The 25,531-nt window shown below is 42.2% G+C and carries 12 protein-coding genes; 11 read left to right on the forward strand and 1 reads right to left on the reverse strand.

The genetic code is table 11. The features are described from left to right. The first annotated feature begins 39 nt into the window (after positions 1-39). The 4 genes from KTO63_RS25510 (at position 40) to KTO63_RS25525 (ending at position 6,680) form a co-directional block, all read left to right on the forward strand. Positions 40-1,269, forward strand: a complete 1,230-nt coding sequence (locus tag KTO63_RS25510) for an Ig-like domain-containing protein (protein ID WP_217795030.1) — start codon at positions 40-42, stop codon at positions 1,267-1,269. A 41-nt stretch (positions 1,270-1,310) separates the two neighbouring features. After that, a complete protein-coding gene (locus tag KTO63_RS25515; protein ID WP_217795032.1) occupies positions 1,311-3,122 on the forward strand; it encodes a protein phosphatase 2C domain-containing protein in 1,812 nt (603 codons plus the stop codon). 94 nt (positions 3,123-3,216) lie between these two features. Continuing rightward, positions 3,217-5,529, forward strand: coding sequence for an IPT/TIG domain-containing protein (locus tag KTO63_RS25520; RefSeq protein WP_217795034.1), 2,313 nt, complete (start codon positions 3,217-3,219; stop codon positions 5,527-5,529). 209 nt (positions 5,530-5,738) lie between these two features. Further along, complete coding sequence (locus KTO63_RS25525; protein ID WP_217795036.1) at positions 5,739-6,680, forward strand: hypothetical protein; 942 nt, start codon at positions 5,739-5,741, stop codon at positions 6,678-6,680. Positions 6,681-6,977: 297 nt separating this feature from the next. On the opposite strand, the gene KTO63_RS25530 is transcribed toward KTO63_RS25525, so the two are convergent. Continuing rightward, positions 6,978-10,988: a hybrid sensor histidine kinase/response regulator transcription factor gene (locus tag KTO63_RS25530; protein WP_217795038.1), complete on the reverse strand. Its 4,011-nt coding sequence runs from the start codon at positions 10,986-10,988 to the stop codon at positions 6,978-6,980. Between the two features lie 597 nt (positions 10,989-11,585). On the opposite strand from KTO63_RS25530, the gene KTO63_RS25535 reads away from it, so the two are divergent. The 7 genes from KTO63_RS25535 (at position 11,586) to KTO63_RS25565 (ending at position 25,375) form a co-directional block, all read left to right on the forward strand. Next, a complete protein-coding gene (locus tag KTO63_RS25535; protein WP_217795040.1) occupies positions 11,586-14,930 on the forward strand; it encodes a SusC/RagA family TonB-linked outer membrane protein in 3,345 nt (1,114 codons plus the stop codon). Positions 14,931-14,954: 24 nt separating this feature from the next. Next, positions 14,955-16,847, forward strand: coding sequence for a RagB/SusD family nutrient uptake outer membrane protein (locus KTO63_RS25540; protein ID WP_217795042.1), 1,893 nt, complete (start codon positions 14,955-14,957; stop codon positions 16,845-16,847). A gap of 644 nt (positions 16,848-17,491) precedes the next feature. Next, positions 17,492-18,760 (forward strand): glycoside hydrolase family 88 protein, encoded by a 1,269-nt coding sequence (locus tag KTO63_RS25545; protein ID WP_232373337.1) that lies wholly within the window; start codon positions 17,492-17,494, stop codon positions 18,758-18,760. A gap of 373 nt (positions 18,761-19,133) precedes the next feature. Continuing rightward, positions 19,134-20,936, forward strand: a complete 1,803-nt coding sequence (locus KTO63_RS25550; protein ID WP_217795044.1) for a beta-galactosidase — start codon at positions 19,134-19,136, stop codon at positions 20,934-20,936. A gap of 45 nt (positions 20,937-20,981) precedes the next feature. After that, positions 20,982-22,637 carry a beta-N-acetylhexosaminidase gene (locus KTO63_RS25555; protein ID WP_217795046.1) on the forward strand — a complete coding sequence of 552 codons (1,656 nt, stop codon included), beginning with the start codon at positions 20,982-20,984 and terminating at the stop codon, positions 22,635-22,637. Between the two features lie 69 nt (positions 22,638-22,706). After that, positions 22,707-23,465, forward strand: a complete 759-nt coding sequence (locus KTO63_RS25560) for a hypothetical protein (RefSeq protein ID WP_217795048.1) — start codon at positions 22,707-22,709, stop codon at positions 23,463-23,465. 821 nt (positions 23,466-24,286) lie between these two features. Continuing rightward, positions 24,287-25,375, forward strand: a complete 1,089-nt coding sequence (locus KTO63_RS25565; RefSeq protein ID WP_217795050.1) for a FecR family protein — start codon at positions 24,287-24,289, stop codon at positions 25,373-25,375. Positions 25,376-25,531: the final 156 nt, after the last annotated feature.

Here is a 25,531-nt window from a genome sequence, read left to right on the forward strand (position 1 = left end):
ATTCTTTATTAATTAAAACCACCCCATCCAACGCTTACTATGCCAGTATACAAGTATATATGTTCGTCTGAGCCAACACATGTGTATGATGAACTAACGGAAGATGGTTTTTGTCCGCTGTGTATGGACAGCGGCGAAGTCAGCATTTTATTAAAACAGCTAACTCATTCACCAGGTCCTTCTTTGCGAGATTCACAGGGCAACGGCGTGGACTCTCACATGCCACGGATCGCGATAAACATTGAAAGCCCTACAAACGGAGCCAACTATGACCTTGGAAGCAACGTGTCTGTCAGAGCCTCTGTTAGTGGTACCAACAGAAATGATATTAAAAAGATGGTTTGCTTTGTAGACAATAAAAATATTGCGGAGCTGAACCATGGGCCATTTACTTTTGCCTATTCCAGGGGACTGGAGGGTGAACATACTGCACGCGTTGTTGCATACACAACAAGCGGAGAGAAGTACGAGTCGGACATTGTAAGTTTTTCAATCCGGAGTGATGTGCCGGAGATAGGAATGAGTGTGCTGCTAATGGATGCGTCGGCGTCGATGACAGAGCCAGCGTTTAAGGAAAGCCCGCTTACTAAAATGCGGTTGGTAGCAACCAGTGCGGCGAGCGGAATTTTTGACCTTGAGCGTTTGAAGACCAATGCGAACGCTTATGTAGCAGCGTTTAAGTTTGATGACAGAGTGGAATTGATGTTTGTAGATACTGTGGCCAATCTGCTAAAAAAGTATGACAATGATTTTAGAAAGTTTGCCAACTATATTTACGATGAGCTTTATAAATTCCAGCAAGGAACGGATATTAACAAGGCCCTTCAAAAAGGATATTCTTTTATAAATAAATTTCTACAAAAGCAACTGCCGGAATTTCCTGTACAAAAGTATAAGGTGATGATGCAGCGTATTTTAAAGTTCGATACCACGTCGGCGTTCATACCCAATACAAGGGTGTTGATTTACACTGATGGCATGCAGTATGATGCCAACAGTGAAAAAATATTGTTACCCAATCCATTTAAACAAAGACCCATTGAAGATTTAAATCATGACATCCTGATCGGCGCATTTTTTGGACAGGAGGGCGATGACGGTTGCAGCGAGCTGAAAAGCCTGTTAAGCAATTGCCCTATTCACAATGTGCCGCAGTTCTTTTTATTTGATGACCCGACGAAGATCGGCAATATGAAATTCCTGTTCAGAATGGCATCCGGCGCATCCGGCTTTTGTCCAAAGTGTCTCGAAAAACAATTGAAACAATAATGTGGCGCTGCTTACGCCTGAGCCTTAAATACCTGCAGGAAATGAATCGACTATTTTTTTTTGTGCTTGTGATCTGTTGTTGTGTGCAAAGTGTCTATGCACAAACAAAATACGAACTCAAAGCAATAAGCAACATCAGCAAAACCATAACATCAGGCACAACGCTTAACCAGGATTGCAAAGATCAGGTAAACGCGCTGCAAAGTGATCTGGATAAAGCAGCAGATTCGTTGACCATTACAACAGCTGCCACTAATTATATAAATGCACTCTCCGGACAGAGCTTCAAAACACAGTGCGTTGATGCCCGTTTGCAACAACTATCGAATAGATTAAATCACCTGCTGGCGATTCTAAAGATTGAAACACACCCTGCAAAGATTGAAAACCAACCGGTAAAAATTGATTCATCAAAGCTGCGCATCACTAAAAATATTGTTCTGAAAATATCAATAAAGGATATAAAAAGCAAAGCAGCGATAAAAGCTCCAAACGTAGCATTAACTGATAGTGTGAATAAACCTGTTCCATTTGTTCTTAAAAACGGAATAGTAACCACCACGCTTATTCCCGGAAAAAGATATTTACTGCACATAGCTGCCGAAAATTATGAACCAATAGATACTGCCATTGTTTTGCAGAGAAACCGCGACGTGACATTATGGATGTATGATAACGACGTACCCGGGGCAGACACGGGAACAAAAGTGACAGCAAATGTGATCATAGACACAGCAACCGCCCAGCCAGCCATGCCGGTACCAATATCGCCGAAAGACGATAGAAGTTTGATCACCGGTCTTTACATCACAGCAGCTTCATTGCTGGCTTTATTGCTCGGTATAACGATCGCATATGTCCTGCACAAAAAGAAAAGTGAAAGGGAGCTGCAATACAGCTACAATGACTTTAAGACCAAAGAAGGAAAATATAAAACAGAAATAAATAGTAAAGACGCGATCATTGGCGAGTTAAATAAAAACCTTTCCGTTCTGCAATCAAAAGAAGAAACAAATGCTGCACCGCAAACGGTTGCTGCAACTCCCGAGCCTGCACAAAAAAACTTTGTGTGTGAAGCAATGATGACGGCAGGTCCAAGAAAGAAAATTATCGACGGACAAACGTCTGATATTGATCTTGGTGAAGATGTGTGCGGATGGGTAACACATGGTGATACGGCAACGGTTTGGATATTGGATGGCACTTCCGATCTGCATTTTCTGAAAAACAATGACAGTGAATATTTTTCCAGCAGGTTGCTTGCAAAAGCAATAGGAGACAAGCTTAGAAAATATACCATTGATGCGCAGGGTTTGTCACTGGATCAAATGATAGACAAAGCGATTGACGAGGTGAAAGATGACTGGAACAAAATAATCAACGCACTCCCTGCGGAAGAAAAAGAGTTGCTGGCGAAAAACATAAGCGAGAATAATTTTCCGGAATGCGCCTCAACTATGATGATCGCAAGATTGTCTGTTAATGGCGACTTCGAAGGCTATCGATCCGGCGACTCGAAAATGTTGTTGTACGGAAAGAACGGAAGCGAAAAAAGCGAGTTTATGGACACAAGCTTATCGGCGAAGAATGACGATGCAAACGACAGGATATTTTTCAGGATCATGCTTAATGAAGAACAACTGGGCATCGTAAACAACAAGCCCCTATATGAAGTGGTGAAAAAATCGAATGTGCGTTCGCTTATTTTGTTTTCTGATGGCATTGGCTCCTCAACTGAAACATTGCTTAAAGACATCTATGCGAATGAGCCCGACAAGGCACGTGATGACATCGCCAGACAGGTGCAGGGAACGAATGATGACAAGACCATTTGTTTTGTAGAGATAAGGTGACGGCTTTTCGCGATCGCTGGCGAACATATGCGTCAGCGAATGCTTTATTAGTATTCAAAATCCACTCTTTCTTTCAGACATAAATATTAACGCTATGAAAGTAGTTATTAAAGAACGGGAGTGTTCCTATGAGTCAGATTTTCCAAAGGGCTGGAAATTCATCTCCGGAGATGAGTTCAAGTATCCCGTGACTATTAACGGGCATTTATGCTTTATCAAGAGGTTCAAAAGCAAACGCCCTGAAAATATTAGTGGCTGGCAACTGATGACTACGCTGAAAGGACTCAACGTGCAAGGTTTTCCACGGATTTATGACATTGTAAATGCCCAGGAAAATGGCCGCAATGTGAACTACGTTTTTTATGAATACCTTGATGGAGAAACGCTTGATAAACTAATCGAGGCGAGAAAAGAAATTGATCTGCAACTACTGTCAGACGGTATATTTCAGTCTTTCGAAACACTGAAGGAACATGGTTATTGGTTCATTGATTTTTGCGAAAAAAATATTTTCTGTACGGATACAAAATATTTCCTGGTGGACATCGACAGCACGCAGGAAATCTCTGAACCACTTGACAATGGTGCGTTCGGCAATAAAGATTATTGGATACTTGTTTTCGATTTTTACAGAAAAATTTTAGGAGAAAAATTACAACTATCGAGTATCAATGGCATCAATTTTAATTATCTGCAACTGGTTTTCTTACTACTACGTTTGAAACTTTTTTATGGAGAAAATTACCGGGAATATAATGCGCATGAGTTGTTCGATAAACTGCCAGCTTCTCTCAATGATTTATCGCCGGCATACAGGGATTTTTTTTATAAGGCTCTAAATGATAAAGACACACCTTTCAGCAATAGCGATCTTGGCGAATTGAAAGCGCTGGTAAAGAAGACGATCATTGACTACGACGGAAGCCCCGCCAGTCCCAGTAAAGCAGACGAGCCTTTTATCGAATACTTCAAGGCGGATGCGAAAGAGGATAGCGATGGCATTTATCATGTAAAAAGTCAGAAACCGTTTACAGTTTCATGGTACGTTCAAAACGCTAATCAAATTGAGCTATTAAAAAATGGTGAACATTTTAAAGACATTGAAGAGATCAAGGGCAGTGAGCAATTTTCTGAAAGGGCTTACGACGGAAAATCAAAGGAAATAAAATATACGCTGCGTACCGGAGAAGGAAGCATCAGCAATGAAAAAAGCCTGACCATTATTGTAGAAAGCGAGCAAGTGCCTGAGTTGCAGTTGCCAATTGTGAAAACATTTATCGCTGATAAAAAAATGATCGGCATCGGCGAGCCATTCAAACTTTCGTGGACAGTATATAATTCCGGTGACATCGAGTTGCTTAAGAACGGAGTTGTTTCCAGGAGAATATTCGAGCACGAAGGAAATATTAGTCTTACCAGCACGGTCAACGATGTTAAGCAAAAGAAAATAGTGTATGAATTGCAGGCATATAACAGCGCAGGTAAAATAAAATCCGATCCACTGGAGATCAGTGTTTTGTCACAAGAGCCCCCCCCTGTAAAAAGCGATCTGACGAAAAAGATATTGATCGGTGCAGGAGCTTTGTTGCTGCTGTTTTTGGCAATCTTATTTTATCCAAAAAAGAAGGCAGCAGTTGAAATGTTCTCCCAGACTACAGTTACTGATGGAGACACCGTAGTTTTTGCCGGAAAAAACCTTCCCTCAAAAGAAGACATAGAAGTCGATTTCAACTATGCCCGTGCCGATATTCTTTCACAGTCTGATGATAAGCTAGTCGTGAAAGTGCCTGCCCTAGCAGATCTTAGCGATCACGTGAAAGTGAAAGTATATGTAAAGAACATACTTCTTGCTATTAAGGACAGTGTCACGTATTTACGAAGGAGAAAAGATTTGCCAGCCGCTACAACACCTCTGCCGGTGGCAATAGACTCAACGTTTACGCCAACAGACACAACAACAGTTGCGGTGCTAACCCCTAAAACCAGGGATAATAAAATAGACAAAAACGGTAAAACAAAAACAACAAAGTCCAAGTCAAACAAAAAAGAAGTTGTACAAGTGGTGGAAGCACAGCAACCCACTGTTCAGGAGGAGCCCAAGAAACCTGCAATTAACATGCATGATTACATTTCCGTTTCCGCAAACGACGACTACAAGCATAAATTGTTTGGAGGCGTTACCAAGCTTGCTGTTATACTAAATAATAAATCCGACTACGACATACAAAGTGCTACCGTGGAGATATCTTATCTGAAGGGAGATAAAGTAGTAAAGACAGAAACCGTCAAATTCGCTACGGTTAAAGCGAAGTCTTCAGCTTCAATGGGTGCCCCCGGTAGCGGTAAAGGTTCGAAAGTTGCGACCAAACTTTTATCTGTGTCCACTAAAGAATTTGGAAATCAGTAAGGAGCAAAGCGATCATCCGTGTTTCTCACAAAGCATTGTAAACACGAATGATTTTTTATATTGGCTATTTCATTTTTTTGCGGAGCCATTTGCGAACAGGCTCATCATAAAGTTTTAAACCGGTTTGAAGATTTTAGTTTCGATTTGTTTAGAAACCATTCCGTTTCCGATATTCCTTTTTTTCCATATGTTTGTGTTTAAAATACCCTATGAAAACCCTAAATACGAGTATCATTTTATCTACAGTCCTGGTCCTCCTCACATTTTCTGCATGTAATAAGAGCAATGACGAACCAACTACAAGCACTCAAAGTAAAAAATTGCTGACAAGCGAATCGTTGGTCAATGTGTATTCAAGTCAAGGTGATTTCAATTATTACTACCGCCAATTTGGTTACAATTCTTACAGTAACTTGTCAACCGTTAGTATTGGCTGGGCTGAGTGGCCCACAGATACCGCCTTGGCAGGAATTTTCGAAATTGTTTATAAAGCTGACCGCTTAGGTAATTACACAGTCGAGGCCCCGTCAGTCAATTCTCATTATACATTTGTCTACGATTTAAAGAACCGGGTTAGCAAGATTGAAATGAAAATGGATATCACTGCTATCGGTTACATAGATTATGATAGTATAGTTTATAACGACAAAAACCAGATAGCTGCGATACTGAGATACACAAACAGTGCTTACGGATTTAATCATGTGGTTAAGGTTTATCAAACAATAAATTTTTCCTGGGACACCAATGATAACCTGCTTAGACTCGACTACCTGTATTCGCCCGATGCAAAGAAGTCATCTCTCGGGCTGGCAGACATTCACTATCGCTTTCTCAGTTACGATAATAAAATCAATCCATTTTACAACAATGTAGATCCCCTGTTTTGGTACTGCTTGCGAGCAGCCGGCGATGAATATTTTGCGGCTGTAAGTAGTAATGCCTTTTCTTTTTCGAAGAACAACTGGACGAAGATGGAATATGAGGCTGAAGATTTTGGCGTTACACTAAAGAAAACCCGTTCATATACTTACGATAGTGTGGGATACCCTGTGTCCTGTTACATGGAAGATACAACTCTCTTGAATGGAGCTTTTGGCTTACCGGATATCATTAAACATCAGCAGGCAACTTTGAAATACAATAAATAGAATTTAGAACCATAGCTGACCCCATTGAATAATGCAGGTTTCAATAGGTCTTTTGCGACGTCATTGCGAGGCCCTGCCGTGCACTCACTATGGATCCTGAGTGAAAATTAAAAATTAAGAGAGCGGACCGAAGCAATCTTTGCAGCGAATTGTGGAGATTGCTTCGCCAAACTGGCCTTAATGCAAAGTGCTTGAAAATATCTATACAGCCAATATGTTCTGTGGCTCGCAATGACGATGCGAATTTGCCTGTAAGTTGAAATAGTGATATCATTTGCAATGCACGCCGCATGCTTGTTAATCCGCATACTCACTCGGCGACTTTCCATAAATCTTTTTAAACTCCTTGCTAAAGTATTTGCTGTCGCTATATCCTACAGTGTAAGCTATTTCATATACCGCCAAATGCTTTTGCTGTAAAAGATGAGCGGCATGTTTCATTCGTAGTGATTTCACAAAATCGTTTACAGACATGGAAGTAACAGCTTTTAATTTTTTGTACAACACCGGCTGGCTCATGCCTACTTTTTTAGACAGCATGTCTACGCCAAAAGCAGGATCGTCCATGTGATCTTCTATCAGTTTAATCACTCTGTCTAAAAACTCTTTATCAACCGGATTTACATATGTTTCTTCTACCATCTCAGCGACTGCATTTTCAATCGATGCAGGATTGATTTGCAGGCTGAATTTGTGCCGCATTTTTTCGCGGGACGACAGTAGATTGCGAACATTCAGTTCCAGGATTTTTGTACTGAACGGCTTTGTCAAATACAGATCAGCTCCGGTTTCCAGGCCGCTCACCTGGTCAGTTTGCGAACTTTTTGCAGTGAGTAAGATCACAGGAATATGACTGGTTCGTTCATCTGTTTTTAACTGTTGACAAAGTTGAAACCCATCCATTTGCGGCATCATCACATCACTGATGATCAGATCGGGTATTTGCTCAATGGCCGTTTCCCAACCTTGTAAGCCATGCACACTTTCCAGTATTTGATATTTGCCTTCAAAAGTTTCGCGAATGATTGCCCGCAGGTCGGCGTTGTCTTCTGTAATAAGGATCGTATAGGGCTTATCGGAATCATTGCTAAACGATGAAACGTCAGACGTAAGAGGTTTTACCTGTTTGTGTTCTGTTTCAATTGCTTTTTCATCATGCGTTGCTTCGGACGTGAGTTGGCTATTTTCAAAGTGTTTATTGCCGGGTAACAATGTCACTGTAAAGCAGGTTTTGCCTTGTTTCTCTGAGCTGGCCGGATCACTTTCTATTGCAATCGTTCCTTTATGCAGTTCAACAATATTTTTTGACAACGCCAGCCCAATACCATAGCCGGTATTCTGCATGCCATGATCTGCCACCTGGAAGAAATTGGTAAACAGGTTATCGATGTACTGAGGCGCTATACCTCGGCCATTGTCGGTTACAGTTACCTGCACGGAACCTTGTTTTTGCTCAACGTTTAAAAGGATCTGTCCACCTTCCGGAGTAAACTTAAAAGCATTTGTTAGCAGGTTGAAGAATACTTTTTCTAATTGCTCCTTGTCAAAATATAAGGAAACGGATTCTGCGTTGTGAAGAAAAGAAATGCTGATTTTTTTTGCCAACGACAACTCCTGGAAGCTGGCATAAATGTCTTGAAGGAAAGGAATAAGATCCTGTTTAGTTACATGGAGTTTTAAATGATTGGATTCCGCTTTTCTGAAATCCATCAGTTCGCTCACCAGTTTCAACAAACGATTGGCATTGCCTTTCACATTGGTCAGCTGCTGATAAGTCATGCTGTCTTTTTCTTCCCTGTCCAGCATCTTATCCATTGGCGTCATTATCAATGTAAGGTGAGTGCGTATTTCATGTGAAATATTGGTAAACAAATTCAGCTTTGCCTGGTGCAACTCTTCTTCCTTTTTCAATAACGCACCCAGGAAGAAAAAACGTGTTACGAAAAACACAATGGTAGCAAGGATTAAGACATAAATGCCATATGCCCACCATGTGCGCCAGAAAGGCGGTAGAATGTTTATTTTCAAAATAGCAGGTTCGCTCCAAACGCCATCGTTGTTCGCCCCCTTTACCATAAAAGTATATGTACCGGATGGCAGATTGGTATAAGTGGCAGAGGTTGAAGTTACCTCGTTCCAGTTCTTGTCAAATCCTTCCAGTTTATAGGCGTACCTGTTCTTATTACTTTTAATGAAATTGAGCAGCGCATACTCGATGGTAAAAACATTCTGGTTGTAACGAAAACTTATATCCTTCGAATATCCTATGTTCTCTTGAAGCAGGCCATCATCTCCGTTAATGCCAACGGGTTTATTAAATAGCTTCAGTCCCGTAAATGCAATGGGTGCAGCATATTTATTCGTTTCGATCTTATCCGGAAAAAAGCTTGTGAGACCATTATAACCACCAAAGAAAAATTCACCCCTGCTGTCTTTGTAAAAAGAGTTGTAATTAAATTCATTGCCTGCAAGTCCATCGCTCACGGTGTAAGTTTGCGCACTTTTCTGCGACGGAACAAATTTTACGAGCCCATTATCAGTGCTCAGCCACAAGGTCTTTTCATCAGCTTCCAGTATGCCGAGAACATTATTATTCGGAAGTCCTTGTTTCTCTGTGTAGTAAATGAAATCTCGTTTTGCTGCGTCATACATCGCCAGCCCTCCGTTGTACAGACCCAGCCATATATTACCACTAATATCTTCTTTGATGCAGTTGATCTGATATTCAGAGTTAACGACTTTGATTTCATTATTTTCCAAAACATACAAGCCCGATACCGTACCGATCCATATTCTTTTTTTGGAATCCTCGAGTAAAGCTTTCGCCATTCCATTTACGGTAGCACCTTTCAACTCCTTGCGATCAAATGGTTCCAGCGCACGATCTTTTCTCCGATATATATATAAGCCGTTGTTGGAGCCCACCCAAAATCTTCCTTGGCTATCATCTAACAAAGCCAGTATTTCACTGTTCAATGTTGTCAGATCATTGCCCGTGAACAAAAACCTTTTAAACGTTTTGGAGCCTGCATCAAATAAGTTTAATCCACCGCCGTGTGTGCCGGCCCATATATTGCCATCTTTATCGCTGCATATTACTTTGATCAGGTTTGAACCCAGGCTCGAAGCATCATTCTGTTTGTTTTTATAAATCGTGCATACACCATTGGTTCTATCAAAATAATTCAAACCGCCGCCTTCTGTGCCTATCCACAAATTGTGTTTACCATCTTCCACAATGCTGCTCACCACATTATTATTTATGCCAAAGCGATTGTCTTTGTTTTGCAGTATGGTGAAGCTGGTGTTGTATGAATAAATAATGTTGACACCTCCAAAATATGTCCCAAGCCAAACCGAACCGTTGGCATCTACAAAAAGGCTGTATATCGAATTTTGACTCAGGCTTTTTTTATCGCTGATGTCGTGTTGGTAAGAATGAATATTTCCGCCGAATGGTTCTATAATACTGAGTCCCTCTTGCGTTGCTACCCATATCTTGCCAGCTTTGTCTGCAATAATTTGACGGATGTTATTATTTATGATCCCGGTTGACAGTGTGGTGCTGTGCGAAAAATGCGAAAATGAACCGGTCAACGGATTGTATAAATTAACACCGCTGTTTTGCGTGCCAATCCATAGATTATCAGACGGGTCTTCTACAATGCTTGTAATATAGTTGGCGCTAATGCTTCCGGGATTAGCGGGATCATGACGGTATGTTTCGTTTGTAAGAGCGCCATTTACCCATTTCATTTTTGTGAGCCCGTTGTTGGTGCCTACCCATAATTGACCGGCGTGATCTTCAAAAATGCTATAGATGGTGTTACCCGGATTACCTGGCGCTGCAACGAGAAAAGGTTGACATGTAAAATTTTGCCTGTCAGTTAGTAGATAGACGCCGTTTTGCGTACCTACCCAAAGATTGCTTTTTCTGTCTTCATAAACGCAGTGTACCACCCGGCCATTAACGACCTCGTTATTTATCTTCAATGGCACTCTTATAAAGGCATCGTTTTTCGGATCATACTGATTCAAACCATTGGAAGTGCCCGCCCAGAGCGTGCCTGATTTATCGCAAAAAAGGGAAAGAATATTATCACTGGAAAGGGTAGTGCTGTCGGCCGTGTTCATTTTGTACACCTTAAAAACGTGTCCATCGTAACGGTTCAGGCCATTAGAAGTGCCGTACCACATAAAACCCTGTTTGTCCTGGGTTATTGAGAGAACAGCATTGTTAGACAGGCCGTGCTCAACCGTAAGGTGATTGAATGCAATGTTTTGCCCTTCCATTTTGAGGAAAAGCATAAAGCAGATAATAATAAAGACAGTTCGTTTTGGAATAGTTGACATACTATTAACCTTCTCAGCAGTAGACATTCGCAAGCATCCGTTTGGTTTGGCAAGAAAAAATGAAGTTAGTAGTAATTGGAATTCATCCCGGTTTTTTGTGATGTATTTTTTTGTGTCTCGGAAAATGATTGTCAAATCTTGCAGTTACAGTTTTTCATAAGACGTTCCATTTTTTTGTTTCGTTAACCTGGTATAAAAAACTGAAAGAACGTAGCTTGTCATCCCGGCGATGGGGGATCTGAGACTTGCATAAACATGCTGCTAATAAAAGACCCTGATCCCTCCTTCGTGGGGATGACAAGCAGCCCTTCTTTATTGGTTGCTAAAACTCAATCTTAAAAAGTTCTTTAGTTATGTCCTTATTCTTTAAATCCCCTCATTGATAATCAATCAATTAAGGTATCGTTTAAAATTTTCGCCCTAAATATTTAGACTTTTCTCCCTATCCCTTCTGGCTTGCCGGTGATTTTTGTAGTACCACGTGCCCGACACGTATGAACCAAAATTTCCCTTTACAATAATGTAAAAAACCAATCACCAAAAATCAAGCTTATGAGATTGCTTAGTTATGACTACAAGTACTGCTATATAAAAAGTATAGTGGGAAGTTTCCTTCTTTTTCTGTTTCCCTTATTAATCATGGCACAGTCTAAAGCATTAACCGGCACTGTGACCGACGAAAAAAATCAACCACTGGCTGGCGTATCTGTTGTGGTAAAAAACAAAAACGGCGGCGTTAATACCGACAATGCCGGTAAATTCTCAGTAAATGCAGTTGCGGGAGATATCTTAATATTTTCTTCAGTAAATTTTGAAACACAGGAAATAGCAGTTGGTGGCCAAACTGTTTTTAAAGTATCTCTGAAACCCAAAGATGGTACAATGAGTGATGTGGTAGTGGTGGGTTATGGCACGCAGAAAAGAGCCAACTTAACCGGTTCCGTCTCTACAGTTGCCGCAGATAAAGTGACCAATCGCCCGGTGATGAACCTTGCTGCTGCACTAGGTGGTACGGCCCCGGGTGTAAGTGTTACGCAGGGAAGAGGCAACCCAGGTGATGAGGGCGTGTCCATTCGCATACGTGGTACCGGTTCATTCAACAACAGCGACCCGCTGATCCTGGTGGATGGGGTAATTGCTGACATGGTGCCCGTGAACACAGACGACATTGAAAACATTTCCATTCTGAAAGACGCAGCTTCCGCAGCCATCTATGGATCGCGTGCTGCAAACGGTGTCATTTTGATCACCACTAAAAAAGGCAAAAAAAATGAAGCACCTAAAGTAACTTTCAATGCGATGTATGCCCGTGAAAAAGCGGTGACCGATTTGAAATTTATGTCAAACACGGCAGACTGGATGCAACTGCATAACATCGCTAAAGTAAATGCTAACCCAACGACAACATCTCCAGACTATGCACAGTCTACCATCGATGACTGGCGTGCTGCAAATGCCAATCCTAATGGTATTTACACGAACCCGGTAACGGGACAAACAATTCCCAACTGGCTGGCATATCCAAATACAGACTGGGCGCAAATTCTTTTCCAGCCTGACTATTATCAACGATATGGTGTTAACGTTACCGGCGGTGGTAAGAACTCATCTTACATGACCTCGCTTGGTTATCAAAATAATCCCGGCACTTTGTCTAACACCGGCATGCAGCGTTATAACGTGCGTGTAAACCTTGAGACAAAGATTGCGGACCTGATCACTTTCGGAACTCAAACCTATGCTACCAAAGAGTTTAAACAACCGGGTAGCACATCAATGACTTATTTGCTTCAGGCTTTTCCTGCGATTACACCTATTTACAATGGAAAATACGGAGCGAGTGAAGATCCCAATACCACGCAAAAAGACAACATTCTGCAACAGGTGGCGGCAAATGGTGGCATGAACAATTTCACCCGCATCAATACCTCATGGTATGCTAACGCGGACATCTGGAAAGGAATAGTAGCCGAAGCAAGATTCAACTACAGCGAGTACATGCGTGAAGATGAAAACTATTCGCTGAATTTACCGAAATACAGTTTCCGCGAAAGTTTTGACAACCCTAAAGAAGGTATTGGAAACCTTGACCAGGCGACTTCTTATCGCTACTCTTATAATTCTTCAACCTATACAGCTGACCTGTTGTTGCGCTATTCACGTTCGTTTGGCAAGCACGATGTTGGCGGTTTGTTTGGCTATGAACAATACTATGCGCAGAACAGTGGATTCAGTGCCACTAAAAAAGGCTTACTTGACTGGAGCGTTACAGACATCACTTCTGCGGCCACTATGGAATCAATTGGTGGATCTGCTAAACAGGAGTATGCAATGTTATCTTACTTCGGAAGAGTGAACTATGCGTATGATCACAAATACCTGCTTGAAGGAAATCTGCGTTCTGATGCTTCATCCAAATTTGCTCCGGGACATCGCGATGGTCTCTTCCCTTCAGTCTCTGCAGGTTGGGTAGTCAGCAATGAACCATTCTTTAAATCGACAAAAAGAACGATCAATTATTTAAAGCTGCGTGCATCTTATGGTACGTTGGGCAATACAGTGAGTGGCAACTATGATTGGCAAACTTTGTATCAGAAAGTAAACAACGTTTTCAATGAACAAGTTGCCAATGGCGTGATACAACAAACCATTCAAAACCTTGACCTGTCATGGGAAAAATTGACAACTTACAACGTTGGCCTTGATGCGAGGTTTATGCAAAACCGCCTGAGTGCAGAGCTGGATATGTACTACCGCAAAACGTCTGACATTCTCACGCCTGCCATCATTTACCTGACCATGGGTAATATCAGCGCACCAATGTCGAACACTGCATCCATGGGTAATAAAGGTATCGAATTGACGCTGGGTTGGAACGATCATGTTTCTGCATTCAAATATGGCATCAGCGCCAACGTTACTTACAACACCAATGAGGTGACCAAATTCAAAGGCGCTTTGAATTACGCACAGGATATTTCTAAGCCTGATATGACAGGCAATCCAACATGGCGCTATACCAATCTTGCTGATGTGTCAACCGGTGGAGATAACCGTCGAGTAGAAGGTCACATGATAGATGAATATTTCTTGCGCAAACCTTATTCTGGAGATGGAAGCCACATGAGAGCTGATGGAACAGTTAATCCAAATGGTGGGCCAACAGATGGAATGATACGTTCCAAAGCAGATTTGGAGTGGGTGAAATCAATGATTGCTGCTGGTTATTCTTTCAACAATAATACTGTAGGTCCTGGTGCCGCCAATATCTGGTACGGTCAAATGCTGATGGCCGATGTAAATGGCGATGGCAAATATGGCAACGATGATGACCGCGAGTTTACCGGAAAATCTTCTATTCCAAAATTCACTTTCGGTTTGAATCTGACAGCCGCGTGGAAAGGCTTCGACCTTAACATGCTGTGGGCAGGACGTTTGGGCGCATTCAGCTACATCAACGAACGCGGCGCCAATGGCTCAATTTTAGCCAATACAGGAGATGGGCTACCTGCAGATGCATGGACAAAATTCTATTCCTATGATGCAGTAAAAGCAAATACAGATTACGCTAACTACGATCCGGCGAATGACCCGAATGCGAATGTGAACGGAAAATATCCGCGATTATTATCTGCAAGCTCCATCATGGTTTCAAACACTTTCTATTTATACAATTCATCTTATTTGAAATTGAAATCATTGCAGGTTGGATACACTTTGCCACAACGCTGGATGAACCGTGCGAGGATAAACAATTTGCGACTATTTGTTTCAGGGGAAAATCTGCTAACCTTTAAGAATAAAGACTTCCAGGGTGTGGATCCTGAATTGGGCAGCTCTTTGATTGTTTACCCGATTGCGAAATTGTTTGCAGGAGGCGTAACACTTACTTTTTAATTAACTCCAACAATGAAAAAAACAATGAAAAATATAATATACCTGGCAGCGATCATTTGCGCATTGATCAGCATGCCTGCTTGCGAAAAAATATTGGATCAGTCACCCCATGATAAAATTTCTTCCGGCACGATGTGGACAACAGAAAGCCTCGTGGATCAGGGTGTAATAGGCGTTTACTATTCTTTACAACATCCGGTGCTGAGTGATGGTATCATTGGAACGAGCACAAACATCGGATATTATGGATACGAGGGTTTTGGAATGTCGGGCCAGGGAGAGTACAATATGAACAACTTGTTTTCCAGTGCCGTAACACCTGGTAATAGTTTTTTCAGCTTCACATGGAAATGGTGCTACGATGGTGTACACCGCGCCAATAGCGCCATTGCGAATATTCCAGCAGCGCCTATGAATGAAGACAAAAAGAAACGTCTCGTTGCAGAATGCAAAGTTTTGCGTGCGTTTTTTTACATGCGTTTGAATGAACTATATGGTCGTGAAGGTTTAGGCGTTCCCATTTATACGAAACCAATCAGCCCTTCAGATGCCAACAAAGGACAAAGTCCCGAGGCTGATGTGTGGGCCCTGGTGATCCAGGATTTGACCGATGCGATCAACGAACCATCTCTGGCAAAAAACCAGATTCAGGGCGAAGGTCGTGCCAGCAAAGGTGCCGCTTATGCTTTGAGAGGAAGAGCTTATTTGCTTACAAAAAAATATGACCTCGCTGCTGCTGATTTCGCCAAAGTAGGAGAGATGGGTTATAGCCTGTACCCTGACTACAAACAACTATTTAAAGTAGGACAGGAACGTTGCCAGGAAATGATTTTGAGTGTGCAGTATATTGAAGATCCAACCGGCTATGGTACAGGATTGCAAAAATATTGTGCAGCATTTCAACAAGGCTCAAAAGACAGCAGGGGATGCTGGACAGATCTGCAGATAACACCTGCACTGGTAAACCTTTACGAAGAGAAGGTAGATGCTAACACAGTTAAGCCTTTCAGCTGGTCAGACTACATTCCTGAATGGGATGCGATAAGTGCATTGGGTACGGCAAACAGAAAAGTATTTTTCATCAGGGATCAAAAGGTTAATGGAACGGTGATTCACTCTACCATTACTAACGCTGTAAATACTGAGTTGAACAAATTGAATGCAACCGCGAAGGCGCTGTATCTGACAGAAGGCAACGAGGCTCGCCTTAAAAAGGCTTATGAAAACAGAGATCCACGTTTAACGTACAATGTGGTTACTCCATACTCCAACTTCAAAGGAGTAAACAGCAATTCTACAGCAGAGGGAATGTACACCTACAGATTCCCTGTAACAGGAAAATATTATATCGACCAGTCAGGCGCGGAACCAAATCTAAATACAGGTTTGCCAGGCACCTACTACACTTCAGGAAGTTGTAATGCCCAGGCAGAATTCAAATATATCCATCGAAAATTTGTGGGAGATGGTTTGGAGTATGCACGCAGAGAACAAAATCCTGTTGACGAGCCGATTATTCGCTATGCTGATGTGTTGCTTATGTGGGCAGAGGCTTTGGTTGAAATGAACGACCTCAATGGTGCGATGGACAAAGTGAAGCAAGTAAGAGACAGGGTAACAATGCCGACAATGGCGTCTTCATTTGCTGATCAAACAACGGCTCGCAATTACGTGCGTGATGAACGTCGTCGTGAACTGGTGGGAGAAGGCGTGAACTTCTTCGACGAGATGCGCTGGAAAACCCTTAAGCAAACAAAGTTTGACCAGAAGGTGGCACAGCACGCATGGGGTGGAACAGAAAGCACGGGCGGCACCACTTACGAATGGATAGGCGATTACTGGTACACATGGCCGGTTCCAAAAGCAGAAATAGAATTGAATAAAAACCTGACACCAACACCGGGCTGGGTTTACTAGGTTGATTTTTAATACCGTTGGCTAAAGTCAAGCGGCAATGAAGTAGGTGTAGTTGTTTGAAGTATTATGAAAGGTTTGTAGTGCAAGATGTAATGTGCGGATCATAAATGAAATCAAACACGGTAAGGCATATTTCATTGCCGTTCGGCTTTAGCCAACGGAAAATAAAAACATAAGACACGACGAAGCTATTTCGCTTCGCGACGATTAACATGTCGCCCCTACGGGGCTGGTATTTGATTCGTCATAGCTCATCATTAGCTACTAACGTGTCGCCCTCTGGGGCTTGTCTTAAATGTAAGTTTGTTTTTTACAATTGTTATGTCGCCGATCGAAGACGATATCATGCCGTCGGACTCAAAGCCCCAGAGGGGCGACACGTTAGTAGGAAAAGAACGATATAGAAAGTCTACAGCCAGCCCCGTAGGGGCGACATGTTAAACATCGCAAAGCGATAGATTTTCAACAAGCCAGCGTAGAAGATTACAGCATTTGTTCGCGAACAATTGAATAATGCGTAGAAGAAAATAAACGAATGTCGTTTAACCAACAAAAGAGAAAACAACTGTCGTTTTGAAGCAAGCAGCAGCATAAAAAATTGCTTTTGCGTGATCCTAACAAAATATTTAATGATACAAAAAACCATGAGTCGACCTTTTCTTTTTATAACAGCACTTTGTTGCATGCTCGTCGCATTTAGAAATGACAATAGAGATAGCAAAAACAAAATGTTTGTTGAAGACAATTTTCAATATGCTCAGCGACAGTTGAAGGCGATGTTGCAGGACACTAAGAACAATACCACGTCATTTCCACGTTCAATCAACGAAGCCGGAAAACTGGTTTCCACCGATATGTACGACTGGACCTCAGGTTTTTTTCCCGGCAGCCTTTGGTACGCATATGAATATACTAAAGACACCACGTTAAAAACAGCAGCTACCAAATGGACAGAAGGCTTAGCTCCTTTACAATATTTTACCCGTCACCATGACCTCGGTTTCATGATGTATTGCAGTTATGGCAATGCTTACAGACTCACCGGCAACAAGTCATACAGGGATATATTGGTACAGTCTGCGAAATCCTTGAGTACAAGATTCAGTCCGGTTACAGGAAGCATTAAGTCATGGAACAGCTTCAAGACATGGCACGACAACAAGACATATAATTTCCCCGTGATCATTGACAATATGATGAACCTTGAGTTGTTGTTCTTCGCTTCGAAGATAACAGGAGACACCAGCTTCCGGCATATCGCAGTGACGCATGCATTGACAGCCATGAAGAACCAGGTGCGTCCGGATTTCAGCACATTTCACGTAGTGTGCTATGATACCATTACAGGCGCAGTAACCGGCAGGGAAACAGCACAGGGCTACGCAGATAATTCAACATGGTCGAGAGGGCAGGCATGGGGCATCTACGGCTTTACCATGACCTACAGAGAAACGAAAGATCCACGGTTTTTAGAAACAGCACAAAAAATGGCCGACTGGTACTTAAGCCAGGCAGAACTTCCAAAAGACAAAGTGCCTTATTGGGATTTCAATACGATGGAAGCAGGTTATGTGCCCGGCATAAAATCATATGCGAAGAAGGTGACGGTAAAATACCGTGATGCATCTGCTGCTGCCATTACAGCTTCTGCTTTATTTGAGTTAAGTACTTATACAGGACGCAATGCTAAAACGTATTACAAAGCGGCCGTACAAATGTTAGAATCATTAACAGGCCCTGCATACAAAGCATTGCCCGGCACCAACGGAAATTTTTTGCTGAAACACAGCGTCGGCAGCATCCCGCATAACAGTGAAATAGACGTACCTCTGGTCTATGCCGATTATTATTTACTGGAAGCCTTAATGCGCTACAACCGATTATTGGAGGGGAAGAATATAATGAGTAACTGAGTAACCGAATAACCGAATAACTGAATAATTGAATGCCTGATGCACCTGAAGTTCAGTTATTCGGTTATTCAGTTATTCAGTGCTTGAAAAGCAGGAGTGAGCAATCATTTAAGAAAGATTATACTGTGGGATATTGGCATTTTGCTGTACTATTTTTCTTTGCTCAGTGGTCATTTGGTAGTTGAAACGGGCACACAACTCAAAGAAGTGTGCTGGGCAAAGGGAAGAAAAGCTGCCAATTTAGAAAAAGACAAAAATTGCGCAACCGTTTGATAAGATTTTTTGATGTGCGGTTTGATATATTTATGTCAATATCTTAGATTTTTATAACATACTCTGCAACAATCATCAATAGAAGAAATATTTGCAAATAATGATAAAGAAAATACTTTTTGTCGTCGTCTCTCTTTTCGTGCTGTCAGGCGGCTACGCACAGGGTAAGCATGTTTTTAGTTTAGGAAAGAAAGATTTTTTACTTGACGGCAAACCGTTTCAGATTATAAGCGGAGAAATGCATCCGGGCCGCATTCCCAAAGAATATTGGCGGCACCGTATACAAATGACCAAAGCTATGGGATGCAATACCATTGCCGCGTATGTGTTTTGGAACTACCACGAAACAACGCCGGGAAAATTCGATTTCACTTCTGAAAACAGAAATATCGGCGACTTTCTAAAAATATGTGAGGAAGAAAAAATGTGGGTATTGCTGCGTCCGGGCCCATACGTATGCGCAGAGTGGGACTTCGGAGGCTTGCCTTCTTATCTTTTGAAGACTCCGGATATTAAACTTCGTTGCATGGACAGCACCTATTTGACTGCTGTTAAACGTTATGTAAATAAGTTGTCTGTCATTGTCAAGTCACACCTTGTTACCAACGGCGGCAATATACTCATGGTGCAGATCGAAAATGAATATGGCAGTTTCGGTAATGACCGAGAGTACCTGAAAACATTACACACCTACTGGACAAGTAACGGCATTAATACGCCGTTTTACACCGCAGATGGAGCTACGACGTATATGCTCGAAGCTGGTTCACTGCCAGGTTTGGCTGTTGGACTCGATTCCGGCTCAGATCCAAACGATTTTAAATTGGCTTACAAAACGAACCCTGGCGTTCCGGTTTTTAGCAGTGAAACATATCCCGGCTGGCTTACACACTGGGGTGAGAAATGGGCAAGGCCTGATACCACTGGGTTGTTGAAAGAAATAAAATTCTTGCTGGATAGCAGTCACTCCTTTAACTTTTATGTTATTCATGGAGGAACCAATTTTGGTTTTACGGCAGGTGCCAATGCTTTTTCCGCCACACAATACCAACCGGATATTACCAGCTATGATTATGACGCACCAATAAACGAGCAAGGCCGCGCCACGCCAAAATATTATGCACTACGCAACCTAATCACCAAATATGTGAAAGACGTGCCCGCGATACCAGCGCCAATACCGGCAATGAACATACCTGAGATTACTATGCAGGCATATTCATCAGTGTGGAGCAATCTGCCAAAACCGGTAAAGGCTGCACAGCCCAAGCCATTTGAATACTACGGCCAGAACCAGGGCATGATGGTGTACAAAACAAAACTGATAGGGCACAAAAGCGGCAAGTTAACCATTACCGAACCTCATGACTATGCGCTGGTGTTTTTGAATGGAAAATTCATTGATACCATTTTTAGAAGTGGTGGGCACTGGACCGTTGATCTTCCTAAAACTGATGTGAAAGAACCGGAATTGGAAATATTGGTAGAAGGCATGGGCCATATCAATTTCGCGCAGTTTATGATCGACAGAAAAGGCATAACAGACAGGGTCACCCTAAATGGAATGACATTGATGAATTGGGAAATTTATCCATTACCATTTGCAGATAAATATGTAGACCAGGTAAAACCTGCTGCCATAGATGCAGACCGCCGCGGTACATTTTTCCAGGGAACCTTCAACTTGCAGCAAACAGCCGATACTTACATAGATATGAGTCAATACAAAAAAGGAATAGTATGGGTGAATGGTCATAACTTGGGCCGCTACTGGTATGTTGGGCCACAACAAAGATTGTATTGTCCCGCTTCGTGGTTAAAGAAAGGAACAAATAAAATTGTTGTTTTTGATTTACTGGAAAATCAGGCGCAGCATATCAGCGGTAAAGAAACCATGGAATAAGCGTTAACATTCCCTCTATTTAAAAATAAAAGTTAAACACGAGTTATGATCTCAAGATTGTTTGCAGTTGCAGCCAGCTTTTTTCTTTTGGCAAGTGTCACGGCACAGGAGATTTTTATTACGCCAAAGCCCGTTTCTGCGGTTGCGGGAAAAGGTACGTTTGTAATTAAACCCGACGCAAGTATTAAGACTTCAGGCGCTACTATGAAGTCAGCCACATTTTTGAAAGACTATGTTGCTAAAATGTATGGCATTTCAACCAAAGTAACAACCAAGGGCAAGGGCGATATCGAACTGAAAATAGCGGCTAAAAATAATGCTATCAAAGGCGCCTATCATTTAACTGTTCAGGGTAAACACATATCCATTGTTGGTGATGATGAAGAAGGTGTTTTTTACGGCGTGCAATCGCTGATTCAATTATTGCCGATTCAAAAAACAGGCACCGTTTCCGTACAGGCAGTAGAAGTAACAGATGCTCCGCGCTTTGCTTACAGAGGCGCACATTTGGATGTGGGCCGCCATTTTTTTGATGTGGACTTTGTAAAGCAATACATTGATCTGCTGGCTATGTACAAGCTCAATGTTTTTCACTGGCACCTTACAGAAGACCAGGGTTGGCGCATTGAGATCAAAAAATATCCGGAGTTAACGCAAGTCGGTTCGAAAAGAAACGGTGAGATCATCGGTCACTATCCAGGCAAGGGCAATGACAATAAACCTTCATCTGGTTATTACACACAGGAGCAGGTAAAAGACATTGTTGCATATGCAGCGGCTCGTTACATTACAGTTATTCCGGAAATAGAAATGCCAGGACATGGAAGTGCGGCCATCGCAGCTTATCCGTCGCTTAGCTGTTTCCCAAAACGCTTTACGCCTTTGCCAATCAACATGGTTTCTATGGAGAGCGTAAGACAGGCTCAGCAAGAAAACAGGATCAAATTTGTACAGGAAACATGGGGCGTGCATGACGATGTTTTCTGCGCCGGCAAAGACTCAACATTTATTTTCCTGCAGAATGTTTTAGACGAGATCATTCCGTTGTTTCCCGCTAAGTACATACACATAGGCGGCGACGAATGTCCCAAAACAAACTGGAAGCAATGCCCTTTGTGCCAGAAAAGAATGAAAGAAAACAACCTGAAAGATGAACATGCTTTGCAAAGCTATTTCATTGAAAGAATGGAAAAATATATAAACTCCAAAGGCAAAAGCATCATTGGCTGGGATGAAATACTCGAAGGCGGACTGGCTCCGAATGCAACAGTGATGAGCTGGCGCGGTGAAGAGGGCGGGATAGAAGCTGCCAAACAACATCACAATGTTATTATGACACCGGGCGGCTATTGCTATTTCGACCATTCCAATTCAAAAAATGAAGATTCATTAACCATCGGTGGTTTGTTGCCAATTCAAACCGTGTATAGCTACAATCCTGTTCCTGCGGCGCTGTCGGCAGAAGAAGCCAAATACATCATTGGTGTGCAAGCTAACATGTGGACAGAATACATGAGCAATCCTGCAAAAGTTGAATACATGTTGTTGCCAAGGCTTAGCGCCATGAGTGAAGTACAGTGGACCGCACCAGAGCAAAAAAGCTGGAGCGATTTTCAACCTCGCCTGCTTCATGAATTTAAAAAGTACGACTGGATGGGACTGAACTATTGCCCGGTTTACTTAAAAGAAAATAAGAATTAAAGCTGGAGAAAACAAAGCGCGTCAAATAATAAGTTTCTATATCTTCGTTACAACACGACAATAACTCATATGAAAATAGTTGCATTATTATTGGCAGTTTCACTAGCTGTAACGGTTCGCGCACAGAACACCATCAATAGTTACAAGTATGTTTTGGTACCCCAACGCTATGAATTTTTGAAAACAGATAATCAGTATGGGTTAAACACGCTTACCAAAGTATTGCTGGAAGGAGTAGGGTTTTCCGCATTCATGGCTGACGAAACGTTGCCGGCCGAACTTGCCGCTAACAAATGCAATGCATTAAAAGCGGAAGTAACCGAGAAGAAAAAGTTTTTGGTTACTGCCTTAACCTTAGTGTTGAAAGATTGCCAGGGCAACATTGTCTATAAAAGCACTGAGGGTAAAAGCTCGGAGAAAGAATGGCAGAGTGCTTATTCGGAAGCGTTGCAAAATGCTTTCAAATCGCTGAATGCGGCACAGTATAAGTATGACAGCACAAAAGCTCCTATGCTTGCTGCACCCGGCACGAGCGCAGCGCCTGTAGCAGCAGTCGCAGCCGCAACTACGGCGGTGGCGGTTGGTGTACCGGCAGCAGTCACCGAAAACAGCAATGTGTTGTATGCACAGCCTAACCCAAACGGTTACCAACTGATAGACACCACGCCTAAAAAAGTAATGACGTTGCTAAAAACCTCACAACAGGATGTTTTTATTGCAGATGACGGCATTTCGAAAGGCGTACTATTCAGAAAAAACAACGAATGGTTCTTCGAATGCTATAAAGACGAAAAACTTGTTTCCCAAAAGCTTAATATCAAGTTTTAATACACTTACGGGTTCTTAACCGGAAAACGCAAGCTGACTGAAACCTGTATAAAATGAAAGTTTTATACAGGTTTTTTGTTTTTTATATCAATGCGTTTAGATGTCGAAACCTTCTTTCAAAAAACAAACAGTTCAATTACCCATTACATAGAATTAAGAAACAGACGGCATTTAACATGTCGCCCCTACGGGGCTGGTATTTTGTTACCCCTTTGTGTGTTTTTCTACTGACGTTTAGCCCCTCTGGGGCTTTGTACCCTACAATGTTGATATTGTCTATGATCGGCCACATGTCAACATTAAAAAAACAGGCTTAGCAATTAAGACAAGCCCCGGAGGGGCGAAACGTTAGTAGCAGAAAAGATAGAATTTAGAACATTAAAGCCAGACCCGCAGGCGCGACATGTTAAATCTCGCGAAGCGAAAAATGTTCTTGGTGTCTGAGCTTGTCGAAGCCCGATTGAACAGAAGCAGCGCCCGCAGATTATTATTCATTAAACTACGTCGGTTTGGATATTCAGAAATGCGTCAACAGCCTAATTGTTAATGCCCTACGGGCAATAGTCCCTTCTCTTTTCATAGTATCTATTGATATTAATGCCCAATGGGCAAAAGTTTCCCGTAGGGGAAACAATATCAATAGACTTCACCAGGCGGCGACGGCAGTATTGCCCGTAGGGCATTAATATGTTAGCGACTTGTTTTTCACTTAACGATATTTCAAAAAAAACTTATCTAGGCTTTGGTACATAATCGCGATTTCATTGTCTTAATGATATATCCTGTTATAAATGACTGAAGAAAAATTCTGGGAATTGGCAATGTTAAAATTGTCTGGAGAGGCCAACGAGAAAGAACTTGAGGAATTCGATCAAGCAGTAAGGCAATTTCCTGCCTTAAGCTTTCAGTTGGAAATTCTTGAAAAAGCCTGGCACAGCAAAACAAAAAGAAACGTACCCGACGTGAACAGTGCATTCAACCGGCACTTGCAGCGACTCAGTAATCACCTTTCTGAAGATAGTTTGCAATATGAAACCGAGCCCGTAGAACCCGCTCCTGCACCGCCAACACAAAGAAGATCACTATACAAAAGAGTGTGGTTTATTGGCGCGACCGCAGCCGCTGCTTGCGTTATAGCCGTTACCGCGCTCATCTACAAAAATCATCCGGTTGAGGAAATACCAAACGCCACAACCGCGCAGAATCTCGTTTCTACAAGAAACGGCTCTAAAACAAAATTGACCCTGCCAGATGGCACCCAGGTTTGGCTCAACTCTGGTAGTAATATTGCCTATGGCAATGATCTTAACGGCCCTACAAGACAGGTAACACTAAAGGGTGAAGCATACTTTGATGTGGCCAGGGATGTTAAGCGCCCATTCATCATTCACACAGATGCGATTGACATTAAAGTTTTGGGAACCGCTTTCAATGTGCGTTCCTATCCCGACGAAAAGATTACGGAAACCTCTCTTATCAAGGGCTCTGTGGAGATCACGCTAAAACACGATCCCAACAAAAAGATCATACTGAACCCCAGCGAAAAGCTTATTGTAAAAAATGACAGCGCCATTGTTGCAGATCTAAAAACCACGCACAGCAATACCATCGATCCGGTGATGTCGCTCACCAACGTGCACTACGTTGATAAATCCCACGACAGCCTGAGCATGGAAACATTGTGGACGAAAAACAAACTCGTCTTTGATGGTGAAACGCTTGAGCAGGTGGCACTTAAACTGGAACGCTGGTACGGCGTAAGCGTGAACATACAAAGCGACAAGCTTAAGAAAACACAATACAACGGAGTGTTTGATAACGAAAATATTGACGAGGTACTGTACGCACTGAAGCTCTCAGGAGATTTCAATTATACGATAAGAAAGAACGAAGTAACCATAAAACCATAGAGAGGGTCGGAGTCGGTTGTTGGCAACGGGAATTGTAGACAACCAAAACTGTTCTTCTCCAACATTTACTTATTCATTAACCAAAACGCTGCTATATGAAAAACGATACCTAAAACTTTTTTGAAAAAAACGGAGGATGCGGGAACATCCTCCGTG

Origin of the sequence: Pinibacter aurantiacus, from assembly GCF_019130065.1 — a bacterium.
In the GTDB taxonomy this organism is placed as follows: Bacteria; Bacteroidota; Bacteroidia; order Chitinophagales; family Chitinophagaceae; genus Pinibacter; species Pinibacter aurantiacus.

What these genes read in the sequence shown, in the direction of transcription:
- KTO63_RS25510 (WP_217795030.1), top strand. Translation starts at nt 40, where the DNA reads ATGCCAGTATACAAGTATATATGTTCGTCTGAGCCAACACATGTGTAT.
- KTO63_RS25515 (WP_217795032.1), top strand. Translation starts at nt 1,311, where the DNA reads ATGAATCGACTATTTTTTTTTGTGCTTGTGATCTGTTGTTGTGTGCAA.
- KTO63_RS25520 (WP_217795034.1), top strand. Translation starts at nt 3,217, where the DNA reads ATGAAAGTAGTTATTAAAGAACGGGAGTGTTCCTATGAGTCAGATTTT.
- KTO63_RS25525 (WP_217795036.1), top strand. Translation starts at nt 5,739, where the DNA reads ATGAAAACCCTAAATACGAGTATCATTTTATCTACAGTCCTGGTCCTC.
- KTO63_RS25530 (WP_217795038.1), bottom strand. Translation starts at nt 10,988, where the DNA reads ATGCTTTTCCTCAAAATGGAAGGGCAAAACATTGCATTCAATCACCTT.
- KTO63_RS25535 (WP_217795040.1), top strand. Translation starts at nt 11,586, where the DNA reads ATGAGATTGCTTAGTTATGACTACAAGTACTGCTATATAAAAAGTATA.
- KTO63_RS25540 (WP_217795042.1), top strand. Translation starts at nt 14,955, where the DNA reads ATGAAAAATATAATATACCTGGCAGCGATCATTTGCGCATTGATCAGC.
- KTO63_RS25545 (WP_232373337.1), top strand. Translation starts at nt 17,492, where the DNA reads ATGAGTCGACCTTTTCTTTTTATAACAGCACTTTGTTGCATGCTCGTC.
- KTO63_RS25550 (WP_217795044.1), top strand. Translation starts at nt 19,134, where the DNA reads ATGATAAAGAAAATACTTTTTGTCGTCGTCTCTCTTTTCGTGCTGTCA.
- KTO63_RS25555 (WP_217795046.1), top strand. Translation starts at nt 20,982, where the DNA reads ATGATCTCAAGATTGTTTGCAGTTGCAGCCAGCTTTTTTCTTTTGGCA.
- KTO63_RS25560 (WP_217795048.1), top strand. Translation starts at nt 22,707, where the DNA reads ATGAAAATAGTTGCATTATTATTGGCAGTTTCACTAGCTGTAACGGTT.
- KTO63_RS25565 (WP_217795050.1), top strand. Translation starts at nt 24,287, where the DNA reads ATGTTAAAATTGTCTGGAGAGGCCAACGAGAAAGAACTTGAGGAATTC.